Annotated in this window: 27 protein-coding genes and 2 pseudogenes; 17 read left to right on the forward strand and 12 right to left on the reverse strand. The window is 72.8% G+C overall.

Going from position 1 to position 26,120, the window contains the following annotated elements:
* The first annotated feature begins 27 nt into the window (after positions 1-27).
* Positions 28-501, forward strand: coding sequence for a hypothetical protein (locus tag ABZ454_RS22865; RefSeq protein WP_359540314.1), 474 nt, complete (start codon positions 28-30; stop codon positions 499-501).
* 109 nt (positions 502-610) lie between these two features.
* On the opposite strand, the gene ABZ454_RS22870 is transcribed toward ABZ454_RS22865, so the two are convergent.
* Together ABZ454_RS22870 and ABZ454_RS22875 are read right to left on the reverse strand one after the other, a co-directional pair.
* The gene (locus ABZ454_RS22870) at positions 611-1,297 is read right to left on the reverse strand and encodes a hypothetical protein (RefSeq protein WP_359540316.1); all 687 of its coding nucleotides are present in this window, start codon (positions 1,295-1,297) and stop codon (positions 611-613) included.
* Between the two features lie 303 nt (positions 1,298-1,600).
* Entirely contained in the window at positions 1,601-2,212 is a 612-nt protein-coding gene (locus tag ABZ454_RS22875) for a helix-turn-helix domain-containing protein (RefSeq protein WP_359540319.1), read from the reverse strand.
* Between the two features lie 178 nt (positions 2,213-2,390).
* Between ABZ454_RS22875 and ABZ454_RS22880 the strand changes: the two genes are divergently transcribed.
* The 4 genes from ABZ454_RS22880 to ABZ454_RS22895 all read left to right on the forward strand — a co-directional run bounded on the left by ABZ454_RS22880 (position 2,391) and on the right by ABZ454_RS22895 (position 5,055).
* Positions 2,391-3,590, forward strand: a complete 1,200-nt coding sequence (locus tag ABZ454_RS22880; RefSeq protein ID WP_359540321.1) for an NAD(P)/FAD-dependent oxidoreductase — start codon at positions 2,391-2,393, stop codon at positions 3,588-3,590.
* 104 nt (positions 3,591-3,694) lie between these two features.
* A complete protein-coding gene (locus ABZ454_RS22885) occupies positions 3,695-4,510 on the forward strand; it encodes a hypothetical protein (protein ID WP_359540323.1) in 816 nt (271 codons plus the stop codon).
* Positions 4,511-4,567: 57 nt separating this feature from the next.
* Positions 4,568-4,816, forward strand: a complete 249-nt coding sequence (locus ABZ454_RS22890; RefSeq protein WP_356318979.1) for a hypothetical protein — start codon at positions 4,568-4,570, stop codon at positions 4,814-4,816.
* Positions 4,813-5,055: a hypothetical protein gene (locus ABZ454_RS22895; RefSeq protein ID WP_356318978.1), complete on the forward strand. Its 243-nt coding sequence runs from the start codon at positions 4,813-4,815 to the stop codon at positions 5,053-5,055. The genes ABZ454_RS22890 and ABZ454_RS22895 overlap by 4 nt, the downstream gene beginning before the upstream one ends.
* A gap of 31 nt (positions 5,056-5,086) precedes the next feature.
* Here ABZ454_RS22895 and ABZ454_RS22900 read toward each other — a convergent pair whose 3' ends face one another.
* A complete protein-coding gene (locus tag ABZ454_RS22900) occupies positions 5,087-5,887 on the reverse strand; it encodes a hypothetical protein (RefSeq protein WP_359540326.1) in 801 nt (266 codons plus the stop codon).
* Between the two features lie 284 nt (positions 5,888-6,171).
* Here ABZ454_RS22900 and ABZ454_RS22905 point away from each other — a divergent pair, with 284 nt between their 5' ends.
* Complete coding sequence (locus tag ABZ454_RS22905) at positions 6,172-7,230, forward strand: aminoglycoside phosphotransferase family protein (RefSeq protein WP_359540329.1); 1,059 nt, start codon at positions 6,172-6,174, stop codon at positions 7,228-7,230.
* A gap of 46 nt (positions 7,231-7,276) precedes the next feature.
* Here the strand turns inward: ABZ454_RS22905 and ABZ454_RS22910 are convergent, their stop codons facing one another.
* From ABZ454_RS22910 to mshA, 3 genes are all read right to left on the reverse strand, one after another.
* Positions 7,277-9,070: a glycosyl hydrolase family 28-related protein gene (locus ABZ454_RS22910; protein ID WP_359540332.1), complete on the reverse strand. Its 1,794-nt coding sequence runs from the start codon at positions 9,068-9,070 to the stop codon at positions 7,277-7,279.
* A 218-nt stretch (positions 9,071-9,288) separates the two neighbouring features.
* Positions 9,289-9,819 (reverse strand): YbjN domain-containing protein, encoded by a 531-nt coding sequence (locus ABZ454_RS22915; RefSeq protein WP_359540335.1) that lies wholly within the window; start codon positions 9,817-9,819, stop codon positions 9,289-9,291.
* A gap of 335 nt (positions 9,820-10,154) precedes the next feature.
* Positions 10,155-11,519, reverse strand: a complete 1,365-nt coding sequence (gene mshA, locus ABZ454_RS22920) for a D-inositol-3-phosphate glycosyltransferase (protein WP_359540337.1) — start codon at positions 11,517-11,519, stop codon at positions 10,155-10,157.
* A 206-nt stretch (positions 11,520-11,725) separates the two neighbouring features.
* On the opposite strand from mshA, the gene ABZ454_RS22925 reads away from it, so the two are divergent.
* The 3 genes from ABZ454_RS22925 (at position 11,726) to ABZ454_RS22935 (ending at position 15,538) form a co-directional block, all read left to right on the forward strand.
* On the forward strand, positions 11,726-12,505 hold the full coding sequence (locus ABZ454_RS22925) for a class I SAM-dependent methyltransferase (protein WP_359540340.1): 780 nt from the start codon (positions 11,726-11,728) through the stop codon (positions 12,503-12,505).
* Positions 12,506-12,852: 347 nt separating this feature from the next.
* Positions 12,853-13,911, forward strand: a complete 1,059-nt coding sequence (locus ABZ454_RS22930; protein WP_359540343.1) for an NlpC/P60 family protein — start codon at positions 12,853-12,855, stop codon at positions 13,909-13,911.
* 280 nt (positions 13,912-14,191) lie between these two features.
* Entirely contained in the window at positions 14,192-15,538 is a 1,347-nt protein-coding gene (locus tag ABZ454_RS22935) for a SpoIIE family protein phosphatase (protein WP_359540345.1), read from the forward strand.
* On the opposite strand, the gene ABZ454_RS22940 is transcribed toward ABZ454_RS22935, so the two are convergent.
* From ABZ454_RS22940 to ABZ454_RS22950, 3 genes are all read right to left on the reverse strand, one after another.
* Positions 15,520-15,855 (reverse strand): DUF2516 family protein, encoded by a 336-nt coding sequence (locus tag ABZ454_RS22940; protein WP_356318969.1) that lies wholly within the window; start codon positions 15,853-15,855, stop codon positions 15,520-15,522. The genes ABZ454_RS22935 and ABZ454_RS22940 overlap by 19 nt on opposite strands.
* Positions 15,856-15,973: 118 nt before the next feature.
* A complete protein-coding gene (locus ABZ454_RS22945; RefSeq protein WP_356318968.1) occupies positions 15,974-16,627 on the reverse strand; it encodes a hypothetical protein in 654 nt (217 codons plus the stop codon).
* Positions 16,628-16,654: 27 nt separating this feature from the next.
* The gene (locus ABZ454_RS22950; protein ID WP_359540349.1) at positions 16,655-17,119 is read right to left on the reverse strand and encodes a helix-turn-helix transcriptional regulator; all 465 of its coding nucleotides are present in this window, start codon (positions 17,117-17,119) and stop codon (positions 16,655-16,657) included.
* 221 nt (positions 17,120-17,340) lie between these two features.
* Between ABZ454_RS22950 and ABZ454_RS22955 the strand changes: the two are divergent.
* A pseudogene (locus ABZ454_RS22955) lies at positions 17,341-17,513 on the forward strand (NTP pyrophosphohydrolase); the annotation flags it as partial.
* 27 nt (positions 17,514-17,540) lie between these two features.
* Here ABZ454_RS22955 and ABZ454_RS22960 read toward each other — a convergent pair.
* Positions 17,541-18,326, reverse strand: coding sequence for an AraC family transcriptional regulator (locus tag ABZ454_RS22960; RefSeq protein ID WP_359540351.1), 786 nt, complete (start codon positions 18,324-18,326; stop codon positions 17,541-17,543).
* A 91-nt stretch (positions 18,327-18,417) separates the two neighbouring features.
* Between ABZ454_RS22960 and ABZ454_RS22965 the strand changes: the two genes are divergently transcribed.
* Entirely contained in the window at positions 18,418-19,347 is a 930-nt protein-coding gene (locus ABZ454_RS22965) for an NmrA/HSCARG family protein (RefSeq protein WP_359540353.1), read from the forward strand.
* A gap of 115 nt (positions 19,348-19,462) precedes the next feature.
* Positions 19,463-20,362 (forward strand): NADP-dependent oxidoreductase, encoded by a 900-nt coding sequence (locus tag ABZ454_RS22970; RefSeq protein WP_359540354.1) that lies wholly within the window; start codon positions 19,463-19,465, stop codon positions 20,360-20,362.
* 1 nt (position 20,363) lies between these two features.
* Here ABZ454_RS22970 and ABZ454_RS22975 read toward each other — a convergent pair whose 3' ends face one another.
* The gene (locus tag ABZ454_RS22975) at positions 20,364-20,672 is read right to left on the reverse strand and encodes a hypothetical protein (protein ID WP_359540356.1); all 309 of its coding nucleotides are present in this window, start codon (positions 20,670-20,672) and stop codon (positions 20,364-20,366) included.
* A gap of 14 nt (positions 20,673-20,686) precedes the next feature.
* On the opposite strand from ABZ454_RS22975, the pseudogene ABZ454_RS22980 reads away from it, so the two are divergent.
* The 3 genes and pseudogenes from ABZ454_RS22980 to ABZ454_RS22990 all read left to right on the forward strand — a co-directional run.
* Positions 20,687-21,073 (forward strand): annotated as a pseudogene (locus tag ABZ454_RS22980) (TetR/AcrR family transcriptional regulator); the annotation flags it as partial.
* A gap of 191 nt (positions 21,074-21,264) precedes the next feature.
* Positions 21,265-22,182 (forward strand): alpha/beta hydrolase, encoded by a 918-nt coding sequence (locus ABZ454_RS22985; RefSeq protein WP_359540359.1) that lies wholly within the window; start codon positions 21,265-21,267, stop codon positions 22,180-22,182.
* A gap of 166 nt (positions 22,183-22,348) precedes the next feature.
* Positions 22,349-23,050 carry a class I SAM-dependent methyltransferase gene (locus tag ABZ454_RS22990; RefSeq protein WP_359540361.1) on the forward strand — a complete coding sequence of 234 codons (702 nt, stop codon included), beginning with the start codon at positions 22,349-22,351 and terminating at the stop codon, positions 23,048-23,050.
* 50 nt (positions 23,051-23,100) lie between these two features.
* Here ABZ454_RS22990 and ABZ454_RS22995 read toward each other — a convergent pair whose 3' ends face one another.
* Complete coding sequence (locus ABZ454_RS22995; RefSeq protein ID WP_359540363.1) at positions 23,101-24,048, reverse strand: helix-turn-helix domain-containing protein; 948 nt, start codon at positions 24,046-24,048, stop codon at positions 23,101-23,103.
* A gap of 109 nt (positions 24,049-24,157) precedes the next feature.
* Here ABZ454_RS22995 and ABZ454_RS23000 point away from each other — a divergent pair, with 109 nt between their 5' ends.
* Positions 24,158-25,189 (forward strand): saccharopine dehydrogenase NADP-binding domain-containing protein, encoded by a 1,032-nt coding sequence (locus tag ABZ454_RS23000; protein WP_359540364.1) that lies wholly within the window; start codon positions 24,158-24,160, stop codon positions 25,187-25,189.
* Between the two features lie 88 nt (positions 25,190-25,277).
* Positions 25,278-26,096 carry an aminoglycoside phosphotransferase family protein gene (locus ABZ454_RS23005; protein ID WP_359540365.1) on the forward strand — a complete coding sequence of 273 codons (819 nt, stop codon included), beginning with the start codon at positions 25,278-25,280 and terminating at the stop codon, positions 26,094-26,096.
* Positions 26,097-26,120 lie beyond the last annotated feature (24 nt).

Raw genomic sequence — 26,120 nt, forward strand, 5'->3', positions numbered from 1 at the left:
GTCCTCGGGCGTGCGAGGATCCCCACTGTGAAGGGCAGAGGTGCGTGGAGTGCCGGGCCGGCGGGCGGGGCGGGGGCCGAGGCTGGCGGGCTGGTGTCGCTGCTGCGGCGCGCTGTCCTACGGAAGGCGCGCGGGCGGATCGTGGTCACGCCGCTCGTCTGCCGGTGGTGCGGCGGGGATCAGTTCGAGGTCGTCGCGGACGAGTGCTTCTGTGAGGGCTGCTGCCTGCCGCTCGGGATCGCGGACGGGGAGGTCCACGCGGGCGGCTCCACCTGGGGGCTCGCGGCATCCGGTCCTTCGCTCCCCTGGCCGGGCAGGCGCTTTCGCGAGGCGGCCGACATCAGGTGCCCGGCCGGGCACGACGTGTTCCAGGCGGCGGTCGCGTACGCCCTCGCCGCGGACGGCCAGGTCCACCGCCTGTCGGTCGGACTGCGGTGCCCGGCCGACGGCGCGCTGCGCATCCACCTCGACAACGTGCGCGTCGTGCCGAGCGGGGCCTGACACCGGCCTCGTCCGACGGGCCGGCCGGGACGAGTGGTGCCGGAGCGCGGCAGGCGCGTGTCCCCGGATCGTTCCTGCGGGTTCGGGGCTGTGCGCTCAGGCTGTGCGCTCAGTACGACAAGTAGCCGGAGGCGGAGGCGGTACCGAAGAGGACCGCGCTCGGATCCTCGTACTGGCGGCGGTGACGGCCGTTCCTGCCCACCTCGGTGATCGGTGTGGCAAGGGTGAGCATGCCGTCGTCGGCCAGCGCCTGCACGCGGATCAGCAGCGCCCGTACGGTCACGCCCAGTTCAGCGGCCACCGTCTGCAGGTCGACGCCGGACTCCCAGCTCCACAGCAGCACGGAGTCCATGCTCGGCGTCCAGACGGCGCTCTCCACCTGCTCCTGCGGAACGGGTGGCGGCACCGAAGGCGGCATCGGGGCCTGGTGAAACGGTTCGGCCGTAGGAAGGGGCATCTCCTCCCTCGGGTGCGGCAGCATCTCCGACACGGGGGAAGGACCGCCCACCGGTTCCGGATGCGGAGGCGGAGCCGTGCCCAGAAGGCCCTCCGCAACCGACCGGGCGTCGCCGCGCCCCACGGTGCGGCGCGCCAGGCGCACTTCCCGCTCGTTCAGGCCCAGCAACTCGGCGATGGCACCGTCGTCGCCCACGGTGACGGCGAAGGCCGCGAGCGTCCTGCTCCGCGCCGCCTGCGCCTCGTCGAGTACTTCCTGCGCCCGGCGCATGTCCTCGTCGTTGGCGAGGAAGGCTTCGGCCAGGACGGTGTTCCGATCCCAGAATTCACGTGGTTCCACGCCTGTCACAACGCCTTGACGCGTGCGGGGAACGGGATACGGGGTGGAAAAGGGCCCGAGCGGCCTAATCGGCGGTTCTGCAGATCTCACGATCGTCTGCCAGGGCGCCTCTCACGATCGCCTGCCGTGCGCCTCTCACGACCGTCCGCCATGCGCCTCTCACGACCGTCCGCCAGGCGCCTCTCACGACCGTCCGCCAGGCGCCTCTCACGACCGTCCGCCAGGCGCCTCTCGCGACCGTCCGCCAGGCGCCTCTCGCGACCGTCGGCCATGCGCCTCTCAGGACCCTCCGCCGGGCGCCTCTCACGACCGCCTGCCATGCGCCTCTCGGACGGGTCGCGACGACGGCCAACCATGGATCAGCAGATCGAACACCGTCTCCACGGCGGCGCGGGGGTCAGGGCGGGCCGTGGCCAGGGCCGGGACTTCCAGGACGAACCGTGCGAGCGCCGCACAGGCGACATCGTCGGCGTCCCGGCCGAGTTCCTCCGCGATCGCGGCACCCAGGGCGCCCGCGTGCCGCATCCACATGCGCTCCGCGTACTCGCGCAGCGCCGGCGTCCCGTTCACCAGCGCGGTGAACGGATCCCGGCGGGGGTCAGCCGCGAGCCGCCCCCAGGACCTCAGCGCGTGGGCGCGGAGCGCTTCGACCACGTCCTGTCCCGCCGGGCGTTCGCGGACGGCGGCGGTCAACTCGGCCTCGACCTCCGCTTCGCGGTCGAAGACCAGTGCCTCTTTGCTCGGGAAGTGTGCGAACAGGGTCGTCGTCGACACGTCAGCTCTCTCGGCGACGTCCCGGACGCTCACCCGCTCGAAGCCGTGCTCCAGGAAGAGCTCCAGGGCGGCGTCGGCGATGGCTTGTCTGGTCGCGGCCTTCTTGCGCTCACGGCGGCCCACGGGCGGGTTGTCGGGCATGACCTCACCGTACCGCATAACTGGAACCAAGCAGAAACTGGAATGGTTGCAGTTTCTTACTCACTTCTGCTTTGCTGAATCGGCAGGGGTCCCCGCCCATCGGGTCGGCGCCGGGCATCGCCGCGTCGCGGCGTCTCCGGAACGGAACCCCGTACGCCACCGCCGAAAGGAATCGATCATGGACAGGCCGACACATACGCAGACACGGACAACGGGCCCGGAGCCAGGTCCGACACCGACAACCGCACCTCCTCACCCCCGCATCAGCATCATCGGGGCCGGCCCGGGAGGGCTCACCTGCGCACGCATCCTGCAGCAGCACGGCATCGCGGTGACCGTGTACGACCGCGACCCCGATGCGAACTCCCGTGACCAAGGCGGCTCGCTCGATCTGCACGAGGACGACGGCCAGCTCGCACTCCGTGACGCCGGCCTGCTGGACGCGTTCTTCGCGCTCGCCAGGGTCGAGGGGCAGGAGATGCGCGGCCTGGACCGGGCAGGGAACGTCCTCGCCCATCACCTGCCGGACGAGGGCGAAACGGCCCGTCCCGAGATCGACCGCGGGCAGTTGCGCGACCTGCTGCTGCGGTCGCTCGCCGCGGGGACGGTTCAGTGGGCGCACACGCTCGAGTCGGTGAGCGGACCGGCCGACGGACCGCGCACGCTGACGTTCACCGACGGGACATGCGTGGAGGCCGATCTCGTGATCGGCGCGGACGGGGCCTTCTCCCGGGTGCGCGCCGCGGTATCACCCGCGACACCGCAGTACACGGGGGTCAGTTTCCTCGAAGCATGGTTCGACGACATGGAGACCGCGCACCCCGAGCTCTGCGAACTGGTCGGCAAGGGCAGCGCCCACGCGGCCGACGGAGAGCGCGGCCTCTTCGCCCAGCGGAACAGCGGCGGCCACATGCGCGTCTACCTCATGCAACACGTCCCCGCCGACTGGATCGCGGCGAACGGGCTCCGCCCCGAGGACACCGAGGGCATCCGCGCCCATCTGCTGAGCGCGTACGCGGCCTGGTCGCCCGGGATGCTCCGGCTGATCACCGACAACGACGGCCCCTACGTCGACCGCCCCCTCCTGGCCCTGCCGGTGCCGCACACGTGGGAGCACTCGCCGAGCGTGACGCTCCTCGGAGACGCCGCCCACCTCATGCCGCCGCTGGGAGTGGGCGTCAACCTCGCCATGCTCGACGCCCGTGAACTCGCGCGCGCACTCGTGCACTCCCCCACCCTCGGCGACGCCGTGCGCGATTACGAGCAGACGATGCTCCCCCGCTCGGCCGAGATGGCCCGGCGGCTCGAAGGCGGCGCCCGGTCCATGCTGGACGTGCCCGGCCCCGGCGACGAGCGGCACGGTCCGGCTCGGTCCTGACCGACCGCGCGTCCGCGCTTCCTCCAGCGCAGGATGCCGCGCGGTTCGCGTGCCAGGGCCGCCACGACGCCGCGCCGCGCCGCGCTCCGCTACATTCAGCCCTCGTGCCCGAACAGACGGCCGATCACGGCTCCCTCATCGACGCCCTCGTCAGCAGCAGCGGCCGTGCCACGCTGCCGTACCAACAGGCCCATCGCGGGGAGGCCTTCGGGACGGCGTTCTGGTTCAACGACCTTCTGACCGAGGAGGCCGACGGGACCGAGACGTACCGGCAGTACCTCGTGACCGCAGGGGCGTCGACCCGCTACGACCTTGCCGAGATACGGCTGCGGGCCGGCCTGTCCGACTCCGCCATGAGTGCCAACGCCCTGATGATGACGCGGTTCCAGGAGGGCTGGATCCCCCTCGGCGACTCCGGTGTCTCCGTGCTGCCCACCGGCGTGCTGCACGCCCTCGCCCGCCGTAAGGGGTGGGCCTGGGCGACCGACGAGATCACCGACGGGGTGGCCGCGCGGGCCGAGGACGTCTCCCGGCTGGGTGACGCCCCGGTGCCGGCGTACGTGCTGGGCCACGACGTGGGACCGGATCGCACCCAGAGGGAACAGGTCGTGGTCGTCGGGGAGGTGGTGCGGAGCGGCGACGGCCGCGGGACGGTGTGGACCGGCTCCGTGCCGCGGGGCTGCGTGGGGTCGCCGGTCTTCGTCGGGATCCGGCTGGAGGGGCTGCGGTTCAAGCTGGTCTGCCTCGGCGTGCTGCTGCCGGGGGAAGGAGCGGGAGAGGGGGAAGGAGCGGGAGAGGGAGAGGGGGCTTGGCATCCGGTCGCCACCTTCGACCGGATCCGGTCCGCCGTACGGAACCTGCCCGAGGAGCCCGCCGCCGCACCGCCGCCCCCGTCCCGGTGGTGGCGCGGGCGGAAGTGACGCGCCTCACTCCTCGCCGTACTCTGTGGCGCATGCGGGGAGATCGGGAGAGCAGACATGGGTGAGCCCCTGAAGACCTTTGTCGGTGGCGCGGAGGTCGAGGTGCCCAACAGCATCCCCGCCATCCGCGACGCCCTGCCCGAGGCGAGGCGCGAGGAGTTCGACCGCGCCATCAACGACGCCGGGGTGCACGAGATCCAGGCCGTGATGCGGCACTGGATGCTGGAGGCCGTGCCCGATCCGGAGGCCGAGCGGATCCTGGACCGGCTGGCGCGGGACGAGGCCGAGAGGCGGAACGTCGCTTGAGCTTCCGTATCTCCTACGCGCCGCCCGCCGACGACACCCTGGCCAAGATGCGGGACGGCGACACCTTCCGGGACGGGATGGCGCGCACGCTGGGGCGCGACCCGTACGGACACGGTTCGTCCGCCGTCAAGGACGAGCACGACCGCCGTGAGGCGACGGTCGCCGGGGCGATCGTGCTCTATTACGTCTCCGGGTCGGTTCTGACCGTCACCGTGGTGCGGCTCGTCCCGTTGCCCTGACCGAGGTTCACCCACCCGCCCCCGTAGGGCATCAGGCGAGCTTGGCCGCCTGGGCGTCGATCACCGCGGTCGGCAGCTCGAAGTCGCCGCCCGCGCCGGACGCGCCCAGGTTGAGCGAGGTCAACGAGGCGACCGTGGCGCCCTGGCGCAGCTGGATGAGCTTCATCGCGCTCTTCTCACCGTCCGCCTCGACCGTCACCGTCCAGGCGACGGCCTCCTCGCCGCCCTTGACCGGCACCTCGGCGATCTTGGTGATCTTCTGCTTCGATCCGGCCGCCGTCAGCGTGAAGCCGGAGGCGCACTCGGTCGCGGCGGTGCGCACACCGGCCAGCGCCTCCTCGGCGCCCTTGCCGTCGTACGAGGCGAGGGTGGCGAGCGTCGTGGTGATGTCGAAGGCCGCCTTGAAGGCCTCCGCCGGGTCGTCGCTCTCCTTGTCGCCGCCCTTCTTCGGCTCGCTGACCACCTTGCGCTGCGTGGAGGCGGCGGGCGTACCGGCCTTGGCGCCCATCAGGGCGTCGGCGAAGGCGTCACAGGCGGCCTTGTCCGCGGTGACGGCGTCGCCGGTGACCGCGTCGGCGGGACCGGCCTTGGCGATCTTGTGGCCCTTGACGTCGCCCTGGGCCAGCGAGGCCTTCTCCAGCTCGGCCGCGGTCAGCGCCTTGGCGGCGGAGGTGTCCGCGCCCTTGTCGGTGGCCCCGGCGGAGGCGGAGGCGGCATCGGCCGCCTTGCCGTTGCCCTTGTCCGCCGCGTCCGAACCGCAGGCCGCGGTGAGCAGGGCCAGGGACATCACGGTGGCGGCAACGGCGGTACGGCGTATGGCAGTGGGTCGCATGGCCCGTCCTTCTGTGTCAAGGTGTTTCGCCCGCACGAGAGCGGCCGGCACCGGGTTCGGCGCGCGGCGGTGAGGAGTCGCGGCGGTGATGGGGCGTGGGGGGGGTGAGGAGTCGTGGGGGTGCGCCAACTCTATGAGCCCGCTGTGGTTTGGCGGTCCGTCAAAGCGGGCATCGCCCGTGATCGTGACGACGTCGTGATCACCCCCTCCGCGCTCTGGACTGGGCATTCGTCGCAGAGAGCAGCAACACGGCCGGGGGACGACCGCTCGAAGGGGGTTCGCTGATGCCGACGGATACCGCAGGGGATGCGCCGACGCCGATGGACGGCGCCCTGTCCGCCGTGCTCGGTTCCGTGGGTGTGCCGCCGGAGCTGGTCGCCTTCTGTACTCCGCTGTCCGGGGGCACGTACAACACCGTCACCCGCGTCGGTCTCACCGACGGCCGGCGGTGGGTGGTGAAGACACCGCCGCCGGCGGCCGCGGACTGTCTGGGCTACGAGCGCGATCTGCTGGTCAACGAGGTCGCCTTCTACTCCGCGGCGGCCGGTCTCGCGGGGCGCGAGGCCGGGCCAGACGCCGTCCCCGCCCTCGTGCACAGCGCACTCGACCCGGCCGCCCCCGGCGGCGCGTACGTGATCATGACGGAGTGTCCCGGGCAGCCCTGGTTCGAGGTCGCCGACGCCCTGGCCGACAGTGAGGCGAGACGGTTGCGCGCGGAGTTGGGGCGGATCGTCGGCGGGCTGCACACCGTGCCGGGCCCGGGCGGTTTCGGCTACCCGTCCGCGGCCCTCGGGCCGTTGGCCCCCACGTGGCGGGGCGCGTTCACCGCGATGACCGATGCGGTGCTGGACGATGCGCTGCGGTACGGGGCGCGGCTGCCGCGTGCGCCTGCGGACATCCGCCGCCGGTTCGGCGCCGCTTCCTCCGTCCTGGACGACGTCACCCGCCCCGCCCTGGTCCACTTCGACCTGTGGCAGGGCAACGTCCTGGTCGCCGGGGAGCCGGGGGCGCGGCGGATCGGCGGGATCGTGGACGGGGAGCGGATGTTCTGGGGCGATCCGGCCGCCGACTTCGTGTCGCTCGCGCTGTTCGGGGACATGGAGAAGGACGAGGACTTCCTCGCCGGTTACGGGGAGTCGGCGCCGGGAGGACCGGTGGTGTTCGACGGGTCGCTGCGGTTGCGGCTCGCGCTGTACCGCGCCTACCTCTACCTGATCATGCTGGTGGAGACCGTGCCCCGGCAGACGTCCGGGGAGCGGTGGGAGTGGACGTGGAACGAGGTGGGGCCGCGACTCGAAGCGGCGCTCGACGACGTGGAGGCGGCGCTGCGGGCACGGGGGTGACCGCAGCGCCGCGGGCCCGGCACGGCGCGCCGCGTCGCGTCAGCGGTCAGCGCAGCAGGGCCCGTTGGGCGTCGTGGAGGTTGCGCGGGTGCACCGCCTCCGGGGTTCCGTACGCCTCCAGGCGGGTGTGCAGGTCGCCGGTGAAGTCGGGGACGTCGGTCTGGTCGAACTCCCTCACCTCGCTCACCCCGACGGTCGCGCTGTACGGCGCGAGGCCGTCGATCCGCATCAGGCCCGCCCGGCCGTTGGTGACGCGGATGTTCCAGTGCGTGAAGCGGGCGCCGAACAGCGGTCCGGCGCTCGCGTCGCCGCCGTGGCGCCCGTTGTTGTTCACGGTGATGTCGGTGCGCACGTTGGCGAACGGCATGCCGCGGTGCGAGTCGAAGGTGCCCATCTCCATCACGCCGCGCGACCATACGTTGTGGCTGGACAGGCCTTCGACGTTGATGCCGTGCAGCTGGGTCCCGGCGGGCGCGGGCACGGTGCGCTGCTCGATGGTGAAGTCCTCGATCAGGTTGTCGTGGCTGCCCTCGCGGCAGTAGTACGGGTGGTGCGAGCCCCGGCCCGCGACCTTGGTGCGGCGCAGGGTGCAGGCGGACGCGCCGATGAGCCCGAAGCCGTTGTCGACGTGGCGGACGGTGACGTCGTCGGCCCAGCAGTCGTACGCGCACTGGAACGCGACGCCGTTGTAGCCCTTGTCGAGCAGGTGCGGCGACTGCGGGGTCTCGACCGCTTCGAGGGTGAGCCCTTCGACGCCCGAGCCGGTGAGCGGGGTGACCGGCGTGACGAGGCGCGGGTCCCATGCGGGGCGGACGTCGAGCGGGAGGGGCCGCTCCAGGGTGACCCGGCGGCCGTGCACGGCGGTGATGCGGACCGGCCACTCGTAGGGGACGTAGGAGGTCAGCTTCGTCTTGTCGTCCCAGTAGTACGCCTCGGGCCCGGGGCCGCCGCCCGCCATGTGCTCCAGGAGGGTGTGGGCGGAGTCGTCGGCGAGGCGGAGCAGGACGAGTGCGCCGCGCTTCAGCTCGCGGGCGTCGTCGACGGTGATCGTACGGTCGCCGAGGCGGGCGGGGGCGATGGTGGCCAGGGTCTGCCACGCGTCGCGCCTGTTGCCGGTCCAGCCCTCGAAGGGCCAGGCCTTCGCCTTGATGGCGTCGGTGAGCGAGGTCCAACGAGCCTCGGGGCAGAGCCAGATGAGGCCGCCCGCCCAGGACCAGCTGGACTTGTCACCGCCGTAGCGGCTGCCGTACGCGCCGATGATCTCGGTGAGGTTCCTCGTCGCGTACAGCGTGGTGCGGCCGCTGCCCGCGCCCCGCACCACGACGTTGCTGTGGCCGATGCGGATGATGTCGTCGATGCGGTACGTGCCTTCGGGGATGAGCACCGTGCCACCCCCGCGTCGCCCGGCGGCGGCGATGGCCCGGTTGATCGCGGGGGCGGCGTCGGCGGAGCCGTCCGGCTCGGCGCCGTAGCGCAGGACGTCGGCGGTGAAGCCGTGTCCGGTGCGGGGGCGGGGCAGGTCGGAGCCGCCGCGGTAGCCGGCCCGGCCGATGAACGGGATCTGCGGGTGCGTGAGGGGCGCTGCGGCGAACTCCCGCCAGATCGGGGTGGGTCCGGGACGGCCGTCGGCGAGGGTGGTGGCGGTGACACCGGTGACCGTGTCGCCGCTCGCGGCGAAGGCCGTCCCGCCGGTGGCCGTCCCCGTCGCCGCGGCGGCGGCGACGGCCACCGCGCCGCCGAGCAGTCCCCGCCTGCTGATGCGCCTCGTGGTCGCTTCGGCCGTCCCGGCCGCCTCGGCCGTCTCGACTCCCGCGCCGGACTTGATCGCCTTCGTCGCCATGAGCTCGATCCGCCTTCCATGATTTTCACGGATGTGAACGACGTTCATATCTGCGTTGGCGGTGAGCATGCCACGGGCCCCGGGCACGCCGGAAGGGTCGTGCACCGGGGAAATCGACAAGGCGAACCGGCCAGACGGGCCAGCAGGCGAACTGCCAGGAGGACCGGCAGGAGGACCGGCAGGAGGACCGGCAGGAGGTGCGGGTCAGTGGGCGGGCGTCAGGGAGTGGGACGCTGGGTCAGGTGGGTGAACGCGTCCAGATTCCGCGTGGACTCGCCCCGCGAGACCCGCCACGCGTACTCCTTGCGGATCGCGCTCGCGAAACCGAGTTCGAGGAGGGGGTTGAACGCCCCGTCCGCGGCCTCCAGGACCACCCCGAGCAGCCGGTCCAGCTCCCCGGGCGTCACCACGGAGAGCGGCAGCTTGCCGACGAGGTAGACGTCTCCGAGCGAGTCGATCGCGTAACTCACCCCGAAGAGGCGGAGGTTGCGCTCCAGCAGCCAGCGGTGCACCGCCGCGTCGTTCTCGTCGGGGTGGCGGATGACGAAGGCGTTGAGGGACAGCGAGTGCGCGCCGACGAGGAGCGAGCAGGTGGTGGCGAGCTTGCGGGTGCCGGGCAGCTGGACGACGTAACTGCCGGGTCCCGGGCTCTCCCAGTCGAGTCCGGCGTCCTTGAGCGTCGCCTCGATAACCTGCGCGACCTGCGCGGCCTGCGGCGTCGCTGCTTCCTCGGGTGCGTCGTCAGCCATGAGGCGAGCGTACGTCAGGCTCGGGGTACGGGTCGGGCGGGAGGCGGTCCGGGTGCGGCGGTCCGGCCGTGTCGGGCAATCGGTGCGGCGACCGGTGCGGCGGTGTCTGCCGATCGGTGCGGCGGTGTCGGCAATCGGTCCGGCACCCGGTCCGGCCGTGTCGGGCAATCGGTGCGGCGACCGGTCCGGCGGTGTCCGCCGCCCGGTCCGGCCGTGTCGGGCAAACGATGCGGCGATCGGTCCGGCGGCGTGAACCGGCGGGCCGTGGGCTTCGGTGCCGCGCCGGTACGTCCCCGCCCCGGGCCCCGGTCACGCTCCCCCGGGCCCACCCGCCGTCACGCCTGGTGCGAGCGCACCCGGCGCCGGTGTTCCTGCATGGCCGCGGTGTAGACGTCCGCGGTCGCCGCCGCCGCCGTGTCCCACCCGAAGCGCCGGGCGTGCGCGGCGGCCGCGGCGCCCATCCGGTCGACGAGCTCCGGCGCGACCGCGAAGCGCTGGAGCGCGCGGGCGTACGCCTCCGGGTCGTGCCCGGGGATCAGGAATCCGCTGACCTCGTCCCGGACGGCCACCGGCAGGCCGCCCACCGCCGCCGCGACGACCGGGGTGCCGGCCGCCTGGGCCTCGATGGCGACCAGGCCGAACGACTCGTTGTACGAGGGCATGACCAGGACCGACGCGGCCCGGAACCAGTCGGCGAGCTGGTCCTGCCCGACCGGCGGGTGGAACCGCACGACGTCCGCGATGCCGAGCCGGGCCGCCAGCTTCTGCAGCCCCTCCGGCTTGGCGAGCCCGCTGCCGCTGGGTCCGCCGACCACCGGCACGACGATCCGGGCACGCAGCGAGGGGTCCCGGTCCAGCAGGGCGGCGACGGCGCGCAGCAGCACGTCCGGGGCCTTCAGCGGCTGGATGCGGCCCGCGAAGAGCGGGATCAGGGCGTCCTGCGGCAGCCCGAGGCGGGCGCGGGCCGCGGCGCGGCCGTCGGCGGGGCGGAAGCGCTCCAGGTTGACGCCGGGGTGGACGACGGCGACCGCGTCCGGGTCCGCCTCGTAGAAGCGGACGAGTTCGCCGGCCTCCTCGGCGGTGTTCGCGATCAGCCGGTCGGCCGCGCTGACGATCTGGGTCTCGCCGATGACACGGGCGGCCGGTTCGGGGGTGTCGCCCTCGGCGAGCGCCGCGTTCTTCACCTTGGCCATGGTGTGCATGGCGTGGACGAGCGGGACGCCCCAGCGCTGCGCGGCGAGCCAGCCGACGTGGCCGGAGAGCCAGTAGTGGGAGTGCACCAGGTCGTAGTAACCGGGGCGCTGACCGGCCCACGCCTGCATCACTCCGTGCGTGAAGGCGCAGAGCTGGGCGGGCAGCTCTTCCTTGGCCAGGCCCTCGTACGGCCCCGCGTCGACGTGCCGGACCAGGACGCCGGGTGCCAGCTCGACGGCGGGCGGCAGTCCGCCGGTGGTGGAGCGGGTGAAGATCTCGACTTCGATGTTGATCGCGGCCAGGCGCTTGGCGAGCTCCACGATGTACACGTTCATGCCGCCCGCGTCGCCCGTTCCCGGCTGGTGCAGCGGGGAGGTGTGCACGGAGAGCATCGCGATGCGGCGCGGCTTGCGGTGGCCGCCGGGGAAGGAGCCGGTGAGGCCCGTCGGGAACCTGAGACGCGGTGCGACCCGGCTGCTGCCGAGCCGGGAGACGTACTGGCTCACGTCGTCCGGTCCTCCTCGCTCAGGGCACTGGCACCGACTTCGTTCACGGCATGGCACCGAAGGGGCGCGCGGTCCCTTCGAAGGGCTGGAACAGCGGAACCCCTCCTTTCATTTCCGCTTTGCCAAATCATTACGGTGCGTCTCCGGCGCGTCGCCGCGACGGCCGCCGCCGTCGCGTTTCCGCCGGGGTCGTTACGCTCTGTGTCATGCGCCCGATCGGCACCGCGACCCGCGGGACCACCAACCCGAACCGGCTGCGTCGCATGGACCGCTGGATCGCCGCCACGCACGGCCCCGCCCTGCGCCGCTCCGACGCCCCCGTGGCGGTCGACCTCGGGTACGGCGCGGCCCCCTGGACCGCCGTGGAACTGCTGGAGCGCCTGCGCACCGCCGAACCGCGCACCCGGGTCGTGGGTGTCGAGATCGCCCCGGAGCGCGTCGAAGCGGCACGGCCGTACGAGCGCGAGGGCCTCACCTTCCGGCACGGCGGATTCGAGATCCCGCTGCCCGAGCGGCCCGCGCTGATCCGCGCGGCGAACGTGCTGCGCCAGTACGACGAGGGCGAGGTCGCCGCCGTCTGGCAGCGGCTGTGCGACCGGCTCGCGCCGGGCGGACTGCTGGTGGAGGGCACCTGCGACGAGATCGGACGCCGCCACGTCTGGGTGGCGCTGGGTCCGGAGGGCCCCCGCACCGTCACCTTCGCGACCCGGCTCGGCTCCCTCGGCCGGCCCTCCGACCTGGCCGAGCGGCTGCCCAAGGCGCTGATCCACCGCAACGTGCCGGGCGAGCCCGTCCACGCGTTCCTGCGCGACTTCGACCGGGCGTGGGCGGCGGCCGCGCCGTACGCCTCGCTGGGCGCCCGGCAGCGCTGGATCGCGGCCGTGCGGTCGCTGTCCGGGGAGTGGCCGCTGACGGACGGCGTACGGCGCTGGCGCCAGGGCGAAGTGACGGTGACGTGGGCGGCGCTGCGGCCGCTCGAGCGCTAGCCCCGGCGGCGCGTGGACGAAGCCGTTCGGCGGCCCCCGCGCACGAAACAAGCCGACCAGCAGGCCAACACGCGGAGAAGAGGGTGAACTCTCCCGGCATCGGGAACGCCGGCCCGGCATCGTTCGTCCAGAACAAGGGGCCTGTCCTGCCGGACGGACCCCGGGGCCGGGCCGTGGGGGCGGCCGGGGTGGGGAGCGCCGCGGCGGTCCGTGGGCCCGCGGATGTGTATGCCTCTGTTGCTTTTCGGTAGGGCATGGCACGATCTCGTCGGCGCCATAAGTTACTGACGGTAAATCAGGTTTGCGGATAAGATCAGCGCGACCTGATCCGCCCGGAGGGGGAGTTCGTGTACCGACGCCACTGTGCCGCTGCCGCCATCACCCTGGTCTGCGCGATGGCCGTACTGGCCTCGCCGGTCCAGGCCTTCGCGGCGCCCGCTCCCCCCTCTCCCGCTCCGGCCCAGCCGGAGAAGAAGAGCCTCGAAGAGGTGCGCCAGGAGATCGACGGCCTCTACCGGGCCGCCGGGGCGGCCACGGACGCGTACAACCTCGCCGAGGAGAAGGCCAAGAAGCAGTCGGGTGAGATCGTCAAGCTGGCCCAGGCCATAGTCGAGGGCCAGGCGAAGATCTCCGAGCTCAAGAGCAGGGCGGGCGCCCAGGCCCGCGAGGAGTACCGCAACGCCGGGCTGCCGCCGGGCGCCCGGCTCATGCTCAGCGGCGACCCGCAGCTCTTCCTGGACGGGGTCAGCCGGGCCCGCCAGGGCCAGCAGGCCACCAAGGGGCTCCTGGGGGAACTGAACAGGACCCAGGAGGACTTGCAGACGTACACGCAGGACGCGAGCACCAACTGGACGAAGCTCGAAGCCAATCGCGTCAAGCAGGCCAAGGCCAAGAAGAAGATCGACGCGCAGATCGCGGCGGCGAAGAAGCTGGAGTCCCAGCTGGAGGAGAAGGAGCGCGCCCGGCTCCTCCAGCTGGAGCAGGAGGCGGAGTACCGATCGCAGACCGCCTGGCTGAGCTCCGGCGCACTGAAGGAGATCAACCGCGAGGCGAGCGCGAGCGGCAAGGAGGCGGTGGCCTTCGCGACCGCCCAGATCGGCAAGCCGTACGTATGGGGGGCCGAGGGCCCCAAGTCGTACGACTGCTCCGGACTGACCTCCCAGGCCTGGGCGGCGGCCGGCCGGCCGATCCCGCGCACCTCGCAGGAACAGTGGCGGCAGCTGCCGCACATCGCGATCAAGGACATGCGCCCCGGCGACCTGATCATCTACCACGCCGACGCCACGCACGTCGGGATGTACATCGGCGACGGCGCGATCGTGCACGCCCCGCGCCCCGGCCGCAACGTCACGCTCGCCGGGGCGGGCTCGATGGAGATCCTCGGGGTCGTCCGCCCGGACGCGTAGGGCTCCCCCGCCCGTGACACGGCCCCGCGGTCACCGGCGTGAGCGGTGCCACGCCGGCCCGCACGGCGGGCGTGACCTTTGTCATGCCTCTCCGGGCGTCCACGGAAGGCCCATCGCGCCGGATCCGTGACCTGACGCGGCTTATGGCGGTGCATATGCCTGAGGCCGCGTGCGGTGCGCCATTCCGTTCCCGCGTCCCGTACCGCTATCGTCCCCGTCTGGCGGGTCGTCGATCGTCGATCCGCCGTGCCCTCGGGGGGAGGGAAGGAAACCCGAACCGATGCCCGTACCCGTACCGCAGCAGCAGAGTGCCGCTCCCGCTGCGGAGGCCAGCAACGGCGCCGACCTCACCCTCCTGGTGATCGAGGACGACCCGGCGCGCACCTTCAGCGCCCCGGAGCTCTCCGCCGCGGCCGGTGCCCGGGTCCGCATCCGGTCCGCCCGCAACCTGACCGAGGCGGACCGGCTCCTCACCGACGACGTGGACTGCATCCTGCTCGACCTGGCGCTGCCGTCCGGCGCCGAGACCCGTGCCGAGCGGGGCGCGGAGGCCGACGAACTCGCCACCCTCAAGCACGTGCTGCGGATCGCGCCCCGGCACGCCGTGCTCGCCCTCACGGCCGAGGACGACGCCGAACTGGCCGCCGAGGCGGTACGGGTGGGGGCGCAGGACTACCTCTTCCGCGACGAACTCGACGGCAGGCTCCTCAGCCGCGCCATCCGCTACGCCGTCGAGCGCAAACGCGCCGACGTGGCCCAGCACCAGCTCACCGAGTCCCGGCTGCGCGCCCAGGAGAACGCCCGCCTGGAGCGCGGCCTGCTCCCCACCCCGCTGCTGGACGGCTCCGATCTGCGCTTCGCGGCCCGCTACCGCCCCGGCCGCAGCCGCGCGCTCCTGGGCGGCGACTTCTACGACACGGTCCGCACACCGGACGGCACGGTCCACGTGATGATCGGCGACGTCTGCGGCCACGGCCCGGACGAGGCCGCCCTCGGCGTGGAACTGCGCATAGCCTGGCGGGCGTTGACCTTGGCCGGGCTCTGCGGCGACGAACTGCTCTCCACGCTCCAGCAGGTCCTGGAGCACGAACGGGAGAGCGAGGAGATCTTCGCGACGCTCTGCACCGTCGACATCGCCCCGGACGGCCGCCGTGCGGGCCTGTGTCTGGCGGGCCACCCCGCCCCGCTGATCGCCCGCCAGGGACGGGCCGCGCACCTGCTTCCGTACGAGGACGGCGGCCCGGCACTCGGTCTGCTGCCCCGGGCCCGCTGGCCGCGCCGGCAGGTGGAACTGGGCGGCTCCTGGAGCCTGATGATGTACACGGACGGCCTGATCGAGGGCCGTGTCGGCAACGGCACGCAGCGCCTCGGCCAGGACGGCATGGTCGCGATGATCAACCGTCAGCTGTCCGAGGGCCTCACCGGTGAGGATCTCCTGGAGGCGGCGGTCACGCACGTCCGCGAGCTGAACGGCGGCGAACTGACCGACGATGTCGCGGTCCTGCTGCTCGACCGCGACCAGGACAGCGTCCGCCGCCAGGGACGGAACGGCGACCGGGGCCGGAGCATCCCGCGCCCCCGCCCCGGACAGGTGTCACCCGCAGGCGCTCAGCGCCCGCCGTTGTAGGGCCCGTACGGCCCGTCGCTGCTGGAGCCGCCACTGCGGCGCCCACCGCCCGAGACGGCCTTGAGGGCGGGCCGCACGTCCACGAAGAACACGATGGACGCGATCAGCCCGGCGAGCTGCACGAACAGCATGGGCACCCAGAGGTTCACCACCACCGCGATGCCGAGAATGATCAGCCAGAAGGACTTCTTCTGCTTGTCCGCGGCGCGGTAGGCGTCCTCACGGGCGATCGCGGCCATGACGAAGGCCACCACGGCCATGACGAGCATGGCCGTGAAGATCAGCCCGAGGATGGAGTTGAAGCCTTCGAGCAACATGGGGTGCACCGCCTAGTGAGTGGATGAGCGCTCGCGGCCAAGGTACCGGGACAACGACCGGAACACCCGGAAAGGTGCCCGCCCGCCGCCCCGGCATGCCCGCCCCCGCACCGAACCGCTACTTGCCGGCGGGCGGCGTGGTCTTCTTGGCGACGGGCTTGCGCACGGGCGCCTTCTTGGCGGGCGCGGCCTCGGCCTTGACGGTCTTGGGCGCGGGTGCGGGCGCGGGCTTGGCCGCCACCGGCTTGGGGGCGGGCTTCGGCCCGGCCTTGGCCTCCGGCTTCGGCTCGGCCTTCGCGGCCTGCGGCTTCGACTCCTTGCGCGGCTCGACGACGACGGCGATCTCGACGATCTCGTCGGCCGTCTCACCACGCCACGTCCGCACGGTCTGCTCGCCGCGCTCGGCGACCTTCTCGTACGTCTCCCGCGCCTTGACCGCGTACTCCGCGGCCACGCCGACACCGCGCAGCGCCAGGTCCTGCGCGCTCTCGCCCAGCTTCTTCAGATCGGTGTCGAACGCCCCGATCACCTCGGTGACCTTGGCCTGGAGGGTTGCCTGCGCCTCCTTGGCCTGCCCGGCCACCTTCTCCTGCACGGCCTTGGGGTCGGTGTTGCGCACCGCCTCGATGCGCTCCGGCGCCTCGGCCCGCAGCTGCTCGATCAGGGCCGGAACCTTCCGGGCCTGCTGCACGGCCAGGTCGGCCGTGCCGGCGGCGAAGTAGAGGGGGGTCGGGTCGGTGAGGGTCTTGCGCAGGTCATCGGTGATGGCCATGACTGTGGTCCTCCCGGATCATCAGAATCAGTGTGAGGGTTTTGAAGGCTTCGCATCTGTATCGGCAGCAGGGCCGCCGGCACTGAAGGGCGCATCCGCACCGGGCGCGCGCCCCTCCTCGTCCGCGGCGTCCCCGGGCTCGTCCTCGAACCCGTTCTCCTTGCGGAAGGAGGCGTAGATCTGCAGCAGCACGCTCTTCTGCCGCTCGTTGATCGACGGATCGGCCAGAATCACCGCCCGCGTCTCCAGCTCCTCCCGCTCCCGCTCGTCCAGGATCCCGGCCCGTACGTACAGGGTCTCGGCGGAGATCCGCAGCGCCTTGGCGACCTGCTGGAGGACCTCGGCGCTGGGCTTGCGCAGCCCGCGCTCGATCTGGCTGAGATAGGGATTGGACACCCCGGCGGCCTCGGCGAGCTGCCGCAGCGAGAGCTGCGCGCTACGGCGCTGCTCGCGCAGGTACTCGCCGAGGTTGCCGACGTTGAGTGAGGCCATGTCCCGATAGTGGACCCACCTTGCTAACTTTTGCAAGCAGTCGCTTGCAAAAGTGTTCCGCGCCACTCGGACGGGTCAGTTGAGCCTGAGCACGACAGGTGTCGTATGTGCACGACAACTGTCGCCCTCCGCGTCCGGCCTCCTGGTGCAGGTGCTCTTGGGTCGGCCTCCGCGAGTCGCCGGGAAACGGCGTTGTCGGTGGGCTCTGCCAGGTGTGTGCCGTGGATGAACTGGTGGAGCGGGTCGACGGTCAAGATCGCGTGCTGGGGTGGTCAGCCGTCGGGAGGCCATCCGGGAGGGTTGGCCGCATCGGGTCGCCGTGACGGTGTGCCGTGATGGGCGTGGCCGGATTCTCATCCACCGGCGGTCGGAGCAGGTGTCGTGCTTCCCGGGCAGGAACTACGGCTACCCCGCCAACCTCTCACCCAAGGGAGCTGCGGGAAGACCGGGCCGACGAGCGATAGCGGCCGGGTGTCTGACCGATCAGCTCGGTGAAGGCGTCGATGAAGCTGCCGGGGTTCGACCAGCCCAGCCGGATCGCCGTGTCGGTGACCGAGGCACCGTCGCCGAGCTCGATCAGCGCCCGTTGGATGCGCAGCAGGGTGCGCCACTGGTGGAAGCTCATCGACAGCTCGCTGCCGAACAGCCGGCTCAGGGTGCGTTCGCCGGCACCGGTGCGGTGGCCTAGCTCGGCCAGAGTCGCCGAGCTTGCTGGGTCCACGTGGAGCAGGTCGGTGACCGCCTTGAGACGCCGGTCGCTCGGCTCCGGGAGGCGCATCGGCTCCTGTGCGGCGCGGGCGAGCTCGGCGAGTACGACGTCGATCAGCAGCCGCGCACGGGGGCTCTCCAGCGGCTCGCCCTCGCTCATCAGCGCCAGATAGGCCTCGCGCAGCAACGCGCTCGCCACGAAGACCGACGGCTCGGCCGGCAGCTGTCCGGTCAGCGTCACGGGCAGCGACAGCACCCGGATGTCCGTCTCGCCGTACGCCTTGCTGCCGTGCACCGCGAAAGGCGGCACCCACATGATCCGACTGGCCGGCGCCACCCAGGTGCCCACCTGGGTCACTGTGACCAGGGCCCCACGCGCGGCGTAGCGGAGCTGGCCGTAGTCGTGGAAGTGCGCAGCCACGTCGGCGCCATGGGCCAGCGGCGCCGACAACGGCGCATCGTCGGTGCAGAAGGTCGGCTCGCCGCCGGGGTCGGACACGGATCGAGGCTACCCGCCACTGGCGGGTTATCGGAAGAACCTGGCGGGATACCGGTGGTGCGCCTGGCGCCGCAGACCACATCGTGGAGACATGTCACAACAGATCAAGCTCGAGGACGCCGCGCCCGCGTCGTCCTCCCCCACCGGCACACAGACGACCGGCACGATCGCAGTCTTCGGCGCGACGGGGCAACAGGGCGGGGCGGTGGTCGACGCGCTGCTGGACCGCAGGGCGCGGGTGCGGGCTTTGGTCCGCAACCCGCAGTCCGACCGGGCTCAGGCGCTGGCCGCCCGCGGCGTCGAGCTGGCGGCCATCCGGACCGACGACCCGGCGTCGCTGGCCACCGCGCTGACGGCGGTCGAGGCGTTCTCCTTCATGACCCCGGAGGCGAACAGCCTCGAAGAGGTCGAGGCGGAGATCCGCGTCGGTACCGCGCTCGTCGACGCGGCGGTCGCGGCACGCGTCCCGCACGTCGTGTTCAACTCGGTCATCGGAGCGGACCGGGAGAGGGGTGTGCCGCACCACGACTCCAAGCACTGGATCGAGGAGCACCTGAGGAAGTCCGGCCTGCGGGCCGCGATGGTTCGCCCGGCCCCCTTCATGGAAGTGATGGCACCGAGCCTGGAGCACGGAGAGATCGTGCTGCGGCTGCCGATGCCGGAGGACGCCGCCCTGAAGATGATCTCGATCAGGGATATCGGCCGGGTCGCCGCCGCGCTCCTGCTCGACACCGCGGAGGCGCCCGGCGGAGCCGTCGAGCTCGTCGGCGACGAGCTGACAGGCCCCCAGATCGCCGCGGCGTTCGGCGCGCACGCCGGACTCCCGGCACGGTACGAGGCCCTGCCGTTGAGCGTGCTTCCCAGCGACCTCGACAAGGCGATGTTCCGCCAGTTCGCGGAGGCGGCGGAATACCCGTCGGACCTCGCGGTGGTGCGCTCGATCGAGCCGGCCACCCTGGACCTGGTCGAGTGGATCCGATCCACCGGCTGGACCGCGCCCACGCACATGGCTGGTTCCTGAGCCTCCAGCCGCGATGAACGGCCCCGCCGGAACTGGTCGAAGTGCCGGTGCGGCCGCCGCAGGTCCAGGCCAAGGTTGATCTTTCACCTAGAGCGACGAGAAGTTGGAGTCGGACATGAAGGCGATCACCTACACCGAGTTCGGCGGCCCGGAAGTCCTCCGCCTCGCAGAGGTCGACGAGCCGCACGCCGGACCCGGACAGGTGCGGCTGAAGGTCATGGCGGCAGCGGTCAACCCGCTCGACCTCAAGATCCAAAAGGGAAGGAGGCCGCAGATGACGCCGCCGTTCCCGGCGATCCCCGGCCTGGAGGCGGCCGGCGTCGTCGACGAGGTCGGCGAAGGCGTGACCGGCGTCGCGGTGGGTGACGAGGTCCTGGGCTGGACCGTCACCGGCGCGTACGCCGAGCACGCGCTGGCCGTCGACTTCGGCCCGAAGCCCGCGGACCTCGACTGGGACCTCGCCGCGGCACTGCCCGTCGCCGTCGAGACCTCGGTCCGCGTGCTCGACGCCCTCGGCGTCGGGGAAGGCGACACGCTCCTGCTGCACGGCGCCGCGGGTGTGTCCGGCACCGTCGGTGTTCAGTTCGCGGTCGCCCGCGGCGCCACGGTCATCGGCACCGCCTCCCCCGGCAACCACGACTACCTGCGCTCGCTGGGCGCGATCCCGGTCGCCTACGGCGCCGGCCTCGCCGACCGGGTCCGCGAGGCCGCGCCGCAGGGCATCGACGCCGTGTACGACACCGCGGGGGCGGGCGACCTGGAGGTGTCGATCGACCTGCGCGGCGGCACCGACCGGATCATCACCATCGCCGATCCGAAGGCCGCCGAGCTGGCTATCCCCTACTCCGGCCCCGGCGCCCCTTTCGGTTCCCGCCTCGGCGAGTACGCCCGCCTCGCAGCCGACGGCAAGCTCACGGTGCGCCTCGCGCAGAGCCTTCCGCTGGAGGACGCCGCGAAGGCGCAGGAACTGAGCGCGAGCGGTCACGCCGCCGGGAAGCTCATCCTGCGGCCGTAGCTCAGTCACCGGCCGGCTGGGGAGGCACGACGGCAGCCCACCGGCCGGTCGTCACGGTCCTTGCGAACCCGGCCAGCTCGTCCGCCTCCACCGGTCCCGCCTGCCGCAGGTGACCGAGACCGCGGGCGAGCAGCAGTTCCGCCTGCTGCTCGCACCACGTCCGCCCGTCCCCGGCTGCCGCGGCCACGAGGGGAAGGCCGCGGCAGCCGTCCACTAAGTCGTCGTGCAGCGCCAGCACGTCGTCCGGGGTGCTCGGGCCGATACGCATCGCATTGTTCTGGATCCGCGAACGCATCAGCGTGGTGACCACCTCGCTCATCGTCGGGCCGGCAGCCGCAGCTCGCCGCGGTCCGGGGACGTTACGCGTCGAATGGCGACGGTTCCCGGCTGGTGAGGGAACAGGTGCTGCAGGCGCTGCGCGCGTCGGGACTGCCCGACGAGGACATCCCCGCGCGCTACCACCACATCGCGGTCCTGATCGCCGCGCTGATCGCCTCCGAGGCCGGCGTCAGCACGGTCGCGCCGGAAGAGCAGGCGCAGGGCATGGAGCTGTTCCGCGTGGCGGTCCTGGGCGCCGACCCCGCGCGCTTCCCGGCCCTCGCCCACTTCGCGCGCGACATCCGCCCCCTCGGGGCGGACCGCCGCGCGGCGTTCGAGGAGATCCTCGCCGCCCGACTCGACCGGATCGAAGCCGAGACCCCCGCACGCTAGCGCCCCTCCCGGCCGCGCGTGCCCGCGGCGACGCGCCGCGCCCCCATGCGCGTGCTGCGCCACGCGGGCGCGAGGCTGCGCTCCAGCCGGTCACCTGGGCCTCGCGGAGGACAAAGCGGGTGTGACCGCACGGATGGAGGCCGGTGATCCGGGGCAGGCGCACCCCAACTACCCGAGCCGCAGGGGGTCGCATGTTCGAAGGCTTTGCTCTGGAGCGACGTGAGGGAGCAGGGGCCCAGTTGCACGTGCGGTACGGCGGCAGCGGCCCGGCCGTGCTGCTCCTGCACGGTCATCCACGGACGCACGCGACGTGGCACCGCGTCGCCCCCCGCCTGGTCGCCGCCGGTCACACGGTCGTCTGCCCCGACCTGCGGGGTTACGGCCGGTCCTCGAAACCGCCGACCGACGCGGAGCACCGGCCGTACGCCAAGCGCGCCATGGCCGAGGACTGTGTGGCGGTGATGCGGGGTCTGGGGCACCGGCGTTTCGCCGTTGTCGGCCACGACCGGGGGGCGTACGTGGCCAGCCGGCTCGCCCTGGACCATCCGGAGGCGGTTTCCGCTCTCACCGTGCTCGACGCCGTCCCCATCGGCGAGGCGTTGCGACGCTGCGACGCGAAGTTCGCCGCGAGCTGGTGGCACTGGTTCTTCCTCGGGCAGACCGACAAGCGAGCCGAACGGATCATCAACGCCGACCCCGACGCCTGGTACAGGGCCACTCCCGCACACATGGGCGCCGAAGCGTACGCGGACTACCAGCGCGCCATCCACGACCCGGCCACCGTGCACGCCATGTGCGAGGACTACCGGGCCGGCCTGGGCGTCGACCGGGATCACGACGACGCCGACCAGCAGGCCGGCCGGCGTATCCGCTGCCCGCTCCAGGTGGTGTGGGCCACCCTCGACGACCTGCCCGACCTGTACGGCGACGTGCCGGCCGTGTGGCGCGACTGGGCGGGCGACCGGCTGGAAGGCCGCCCGATCGAGTCCGGCCACCACATCGCCGAGGAAGCGCCCGAAGCGCTCGTACGCGCGGTGCGTGCCTTCTGGCGGACAACCGCCGGGCAGGGCACTCGTACGGAACGGCCGACCGGCCCACTCGACCACTGACCGGCCGTTCCGGCGCGGACAGCGGCGCGGGGCTATCGCTCCCTGCGGGTGGCGGTACGCGTGCGGGCCGGGGCGCTGACAGCTTCGCCGGGCGATCGCTCCCAGCGGTACGCGTACGGGTCCGTGGGAGCGATGCCCGGTCCGGCACCGGATAGCGTGGCCGGCCATGACCGAAGCCCCGTACCTGAGCGCCACGCGGACGGCGTACGACACCGTCGCCGTGGACTACGAGAAGCTCCTGCGCGACGAGCTGCACGGCAAGCCGCTGGACCGGGCGATGCTCGCCGCCTTCTCCGAGCTCGTACGGACTCCGGCCGCCGGGCCGGTCGCCGACCTCGGCTGCGGGCCCGGACGCGTCACGGCGCATCTCCACGCGCTCGGCGTCGACGCGTTCGGCGTCGACCTGTCGCCCGGGATGATCGAGGTCGCCCGCCGCACGCACCCCGGGCTGCGGTTCGAGGAGGGCTCGATGACCGGGCTGGACCTGGCGGACGACGGCCTCGCCGGCGTCGTCGCCTGGTACTCCACCGTCCACACCCCACCCGAGCTGCTCCCGGCCGTCTTCGCGGAGTGCCACCGTGTGCTGGCGCCGGGCGGCCACATGCTCCTGGCGTTCAAGGCCGGGGCCCGGCACCGGCGCCTGGAGCAGGCGTACGGGCACGAACTCTCCCTCGACGTCTACTGGATGCCGGTCGAGCGCGTCGTGGACCTCCTGGTCGCGGCCGGGTTCGTCCTGACCGCCGAGCTGGTCCGCGAACCGTACGAGAGCGAGAAGCCGCACCAGGGCCGGCAGGCCTTCCTCCTCGTCCGCACACCCGAGGCGCCCCGGCCGGCGGGACCGGAGGCCGGACCGGGGCGCTGCCCCTGACCGCCGCCCGGCCGGGACAGCGGGCCACCGAACCGGTCGTCGAGCGGCCCTCAGGCCGGCCGTGCGCTGCGGAACGCGCGCCGGTAGCTGTCCGGCGGGACACCGACGATCCGCTTGAACTGGCGCCGCAACGTCGTGGCGGTCCCCATGCCGGTGGCCACGGCGACCGCATCGATGCTCTCGTCGGTGGCCTCCAGCAACTCCTGGGCCCGGCGCACCCGCTGGATCAGCAGCCACTGGATCGGCGTCTGCCCGATCACCGACCGGAACTGCCGCCCCAGGTGCCGCGGGCTCGTGTTCGCCTTCCGCGCCAGGTCGGTCACGGACAGCGGCTGGTCCAGTCGCTGCTGGGCCCAGGCGAGCAGCTGGGCGAGTGCGTGGTCGCCCGAGGCCTGCACCGGTGTGGAGGCGAACTGGGCCTGGCCGCCCGGCCGGTGCGGCTGCATGACGAGGCGCCGGGCGACCGAGTTCGCGACGGCCGCGCCGTGGTCGAGGTGGACCAGGTGCAGGCAGAGGTCCACGGCGGCGGCCTTGCCCGCGGAGGTGAGGACGCTGCCGTTGTCGGTGTACAGGACGTCCGGGTCGACCTCGGCCAGCGGATGCCGGGCGCTGAGCTCGGCGGCGTGGGCCCAGTGGGTGGTGGCCCGCCGCCCGTCCAGCAGACCCGCGGCACCGAGCACGAACGCCCCGGTGCACAGGGAGGCGACCCGCGCGCCCGCCTCGTGTGCCGCGCGCACCGCCTCGATCAGCTCCGCCGGCGGCGGTACGTCGATGTCGACGCACGCCGGCACGATCACGGTGTCGGCGGCCGCCACCCGGTCCAGCCCGTGGTCGGGCTCGACCGTGAACGGGCCGACCCGCACCGGCCCGGGCCCGCAGAGCAGGACGTCGTACCAGCTCTCGGTCGCCTCGCGCGGGGGGTTGCCGAAGATCTCGTACGCCACCCCGAGTTCGAAGTGCAGCAGGTCACCGGCGGCCAGCAGCGCGACAGTTGGCATGTCCGAAAGTGTACGCATGCTGTCGGTCCGGACCCTCACGGTCAGGTACCGCCCGCGCCGAGACTGGAGCCCTCACCACGTCGGAGCACCACGTCGAGAGCGGGGAACCATGGGTACAGCGGCTGAGGTAGTGGTCTACGGGGCGACCGGGCACACGGGCCGCTTCATCGTCGCCGAGCTCCGGCGGCGCGGCTTCACCCCGGTCGTCTCCGGCCGGAACGCGGACCGGCTGAAGGCGCTGGCGGCCGAGTGGGGCGATGTGGAGGTGCGGCCGGCCGGCGTGGACGACGCGGACGCGCTTGACCGGGCCCTCGCCGGCGCGGCGGCGGTCATCAACTGCGCCGGGCCGTTCGCGGTGACGGGCGGCCCGGTCGTCGAGGCGGCCCTGCGGGCGGGGATCCCGTACGTCGACGTCGCGGCGGAGATCGAGGCGAACGCCGCGATGTTCGCCGACCACGCGGAGGCGGCCCGGCGGTCGGGCACCGCCGTGGTGCCGGCGATGGCCTTCTACGGCGGGCTGGGCGACCTGCTGGTCACCGCGGCGATGGGCGGGCGCACGGCCGCGGACTCGGTGGATGTCGCGTACGGGCTGAGCAGTTGGCGGCCGACGGCGGGCACCCGGGAGGCGGGGCGGGTGTCCCACGACCGGCGGGCGGGCCGCCGGGTGCGGTTCGCGGACGGCGCGCTGCGGTACCACGACGACAAGGCGGCGCAGGCGGAGTGGATCTTCCCCGAGCCGTGGGGGCGGCGCACGGTGGTCACGGAGTTCACGATGGCCGATGTCGTCACCGTCCCCAGCCATGTGGAGGTGCCCACCGTCCGCACCCACATGTCCGTCGAGGCGGCGGGTGACCTGGCCGGGGAGGACACGCCGGCGCCGGAGGCGGTCGACGCGCTGGGGCGCTCGGACCAGACGTTCGTCGTCGACGTCCTGATCCGCGCGGACGGAGCCGTGCGCCGTGCCACGGCGCACGGCCAGGACATCTACGCGGTCACCGCGCCCCTGGCGGTGGAGGCCGTCGCGCGCATCCTGACCGGCCGCACGCGGACGACGGGTGTCGCCTCGGCCGGTGCCATGTTCGACGCGGCGGACTTCCTCCGCGCCCTGGCCCCGTACGTGACGGTCGAGCTTCCCGCCTGACCGGCCGAGGCATCCGCAAGGCCCGCGTCGCGGCAGCGGCCGGGCAACTCGGCCGGGGCGTGGCGGAGTCGTGGTGTTGGATTCCCGGATGACCGCAGATTCCTGGAGCACGCACACGCTCGGCCTCGGGCCCGGCACGGTGACCAAGAGGTTCCGGCCCGGCTCGGACGCGCAGAGCGAGCGCGAATGGCGGGCGCTCACCCTCCTCGACGTCCACGCGCCCGGGCTCGCTCCCGCACCCCGGCACGCGGATCTCGCGGCCGACGAGCCGACCGTCGTGATGTCCCGGCTGCCGGGCGGGCCGCTCAGGGGGCAGCGGCTCGACGAGCGCCGGCTCGACGCCCTGGCGTCGGCGGTCAGCGAGGTGTACGAGGCGGTGCCCGCGCACGTACTGGACGAGGTGCCCGTGCGGCCGGGCCACCGGCGGTACCTGACGGACCGGATCCGGGCCTGGGCCCCGCGGGCCCGGCCCCGGGTGGGCCCCGAGGTCGGCCGGGCCATGGACGGCGGCCTGGAATGGCTGGCGGGGGCGGGCCTGGAGGGGGCGGTGCCGCCGGCCGTGCGTCCGGTGTTCGGCCCCGGTGACGGCAATCTCGCCAACTACCTCTGGGACGGCTCGCGGGTGCGGATCGTCGACTTCGAGGAGTCCGGCCGCAGCGACCGGCCGCTCGAACTGGCGGAGATCACCGAGCATGTGGCCGCCTGGGTCGATGAACCCCTCGACGTCGAGGGGTTCCTGGGCCGGTTCGACCTGGACGCGGCCGAGCGGCCCCTGCTGCTGGAGACGCGGCGGCTGCTGGCGCTCGTGTGGCTATTCCTCCTCTCCTTCGACGACCCCGGCCACCCGCGCAACCCGCCGGGAACCGTCGAACGGCAGGCCGCGCGACTGACCCGCCTGCTGGCCTGAGGCGAGCCGTCGGGTGCCCGTCCC

Origin of the sequence: Streptomyces sp. NPDC005803 (assembly GCF_040630435.1) — a bacterium.
GTDB lineage: Bacteria > Actinomycetota > Actinomycetes > Streptomycetales > Streptomycetaceae > Streptomyces.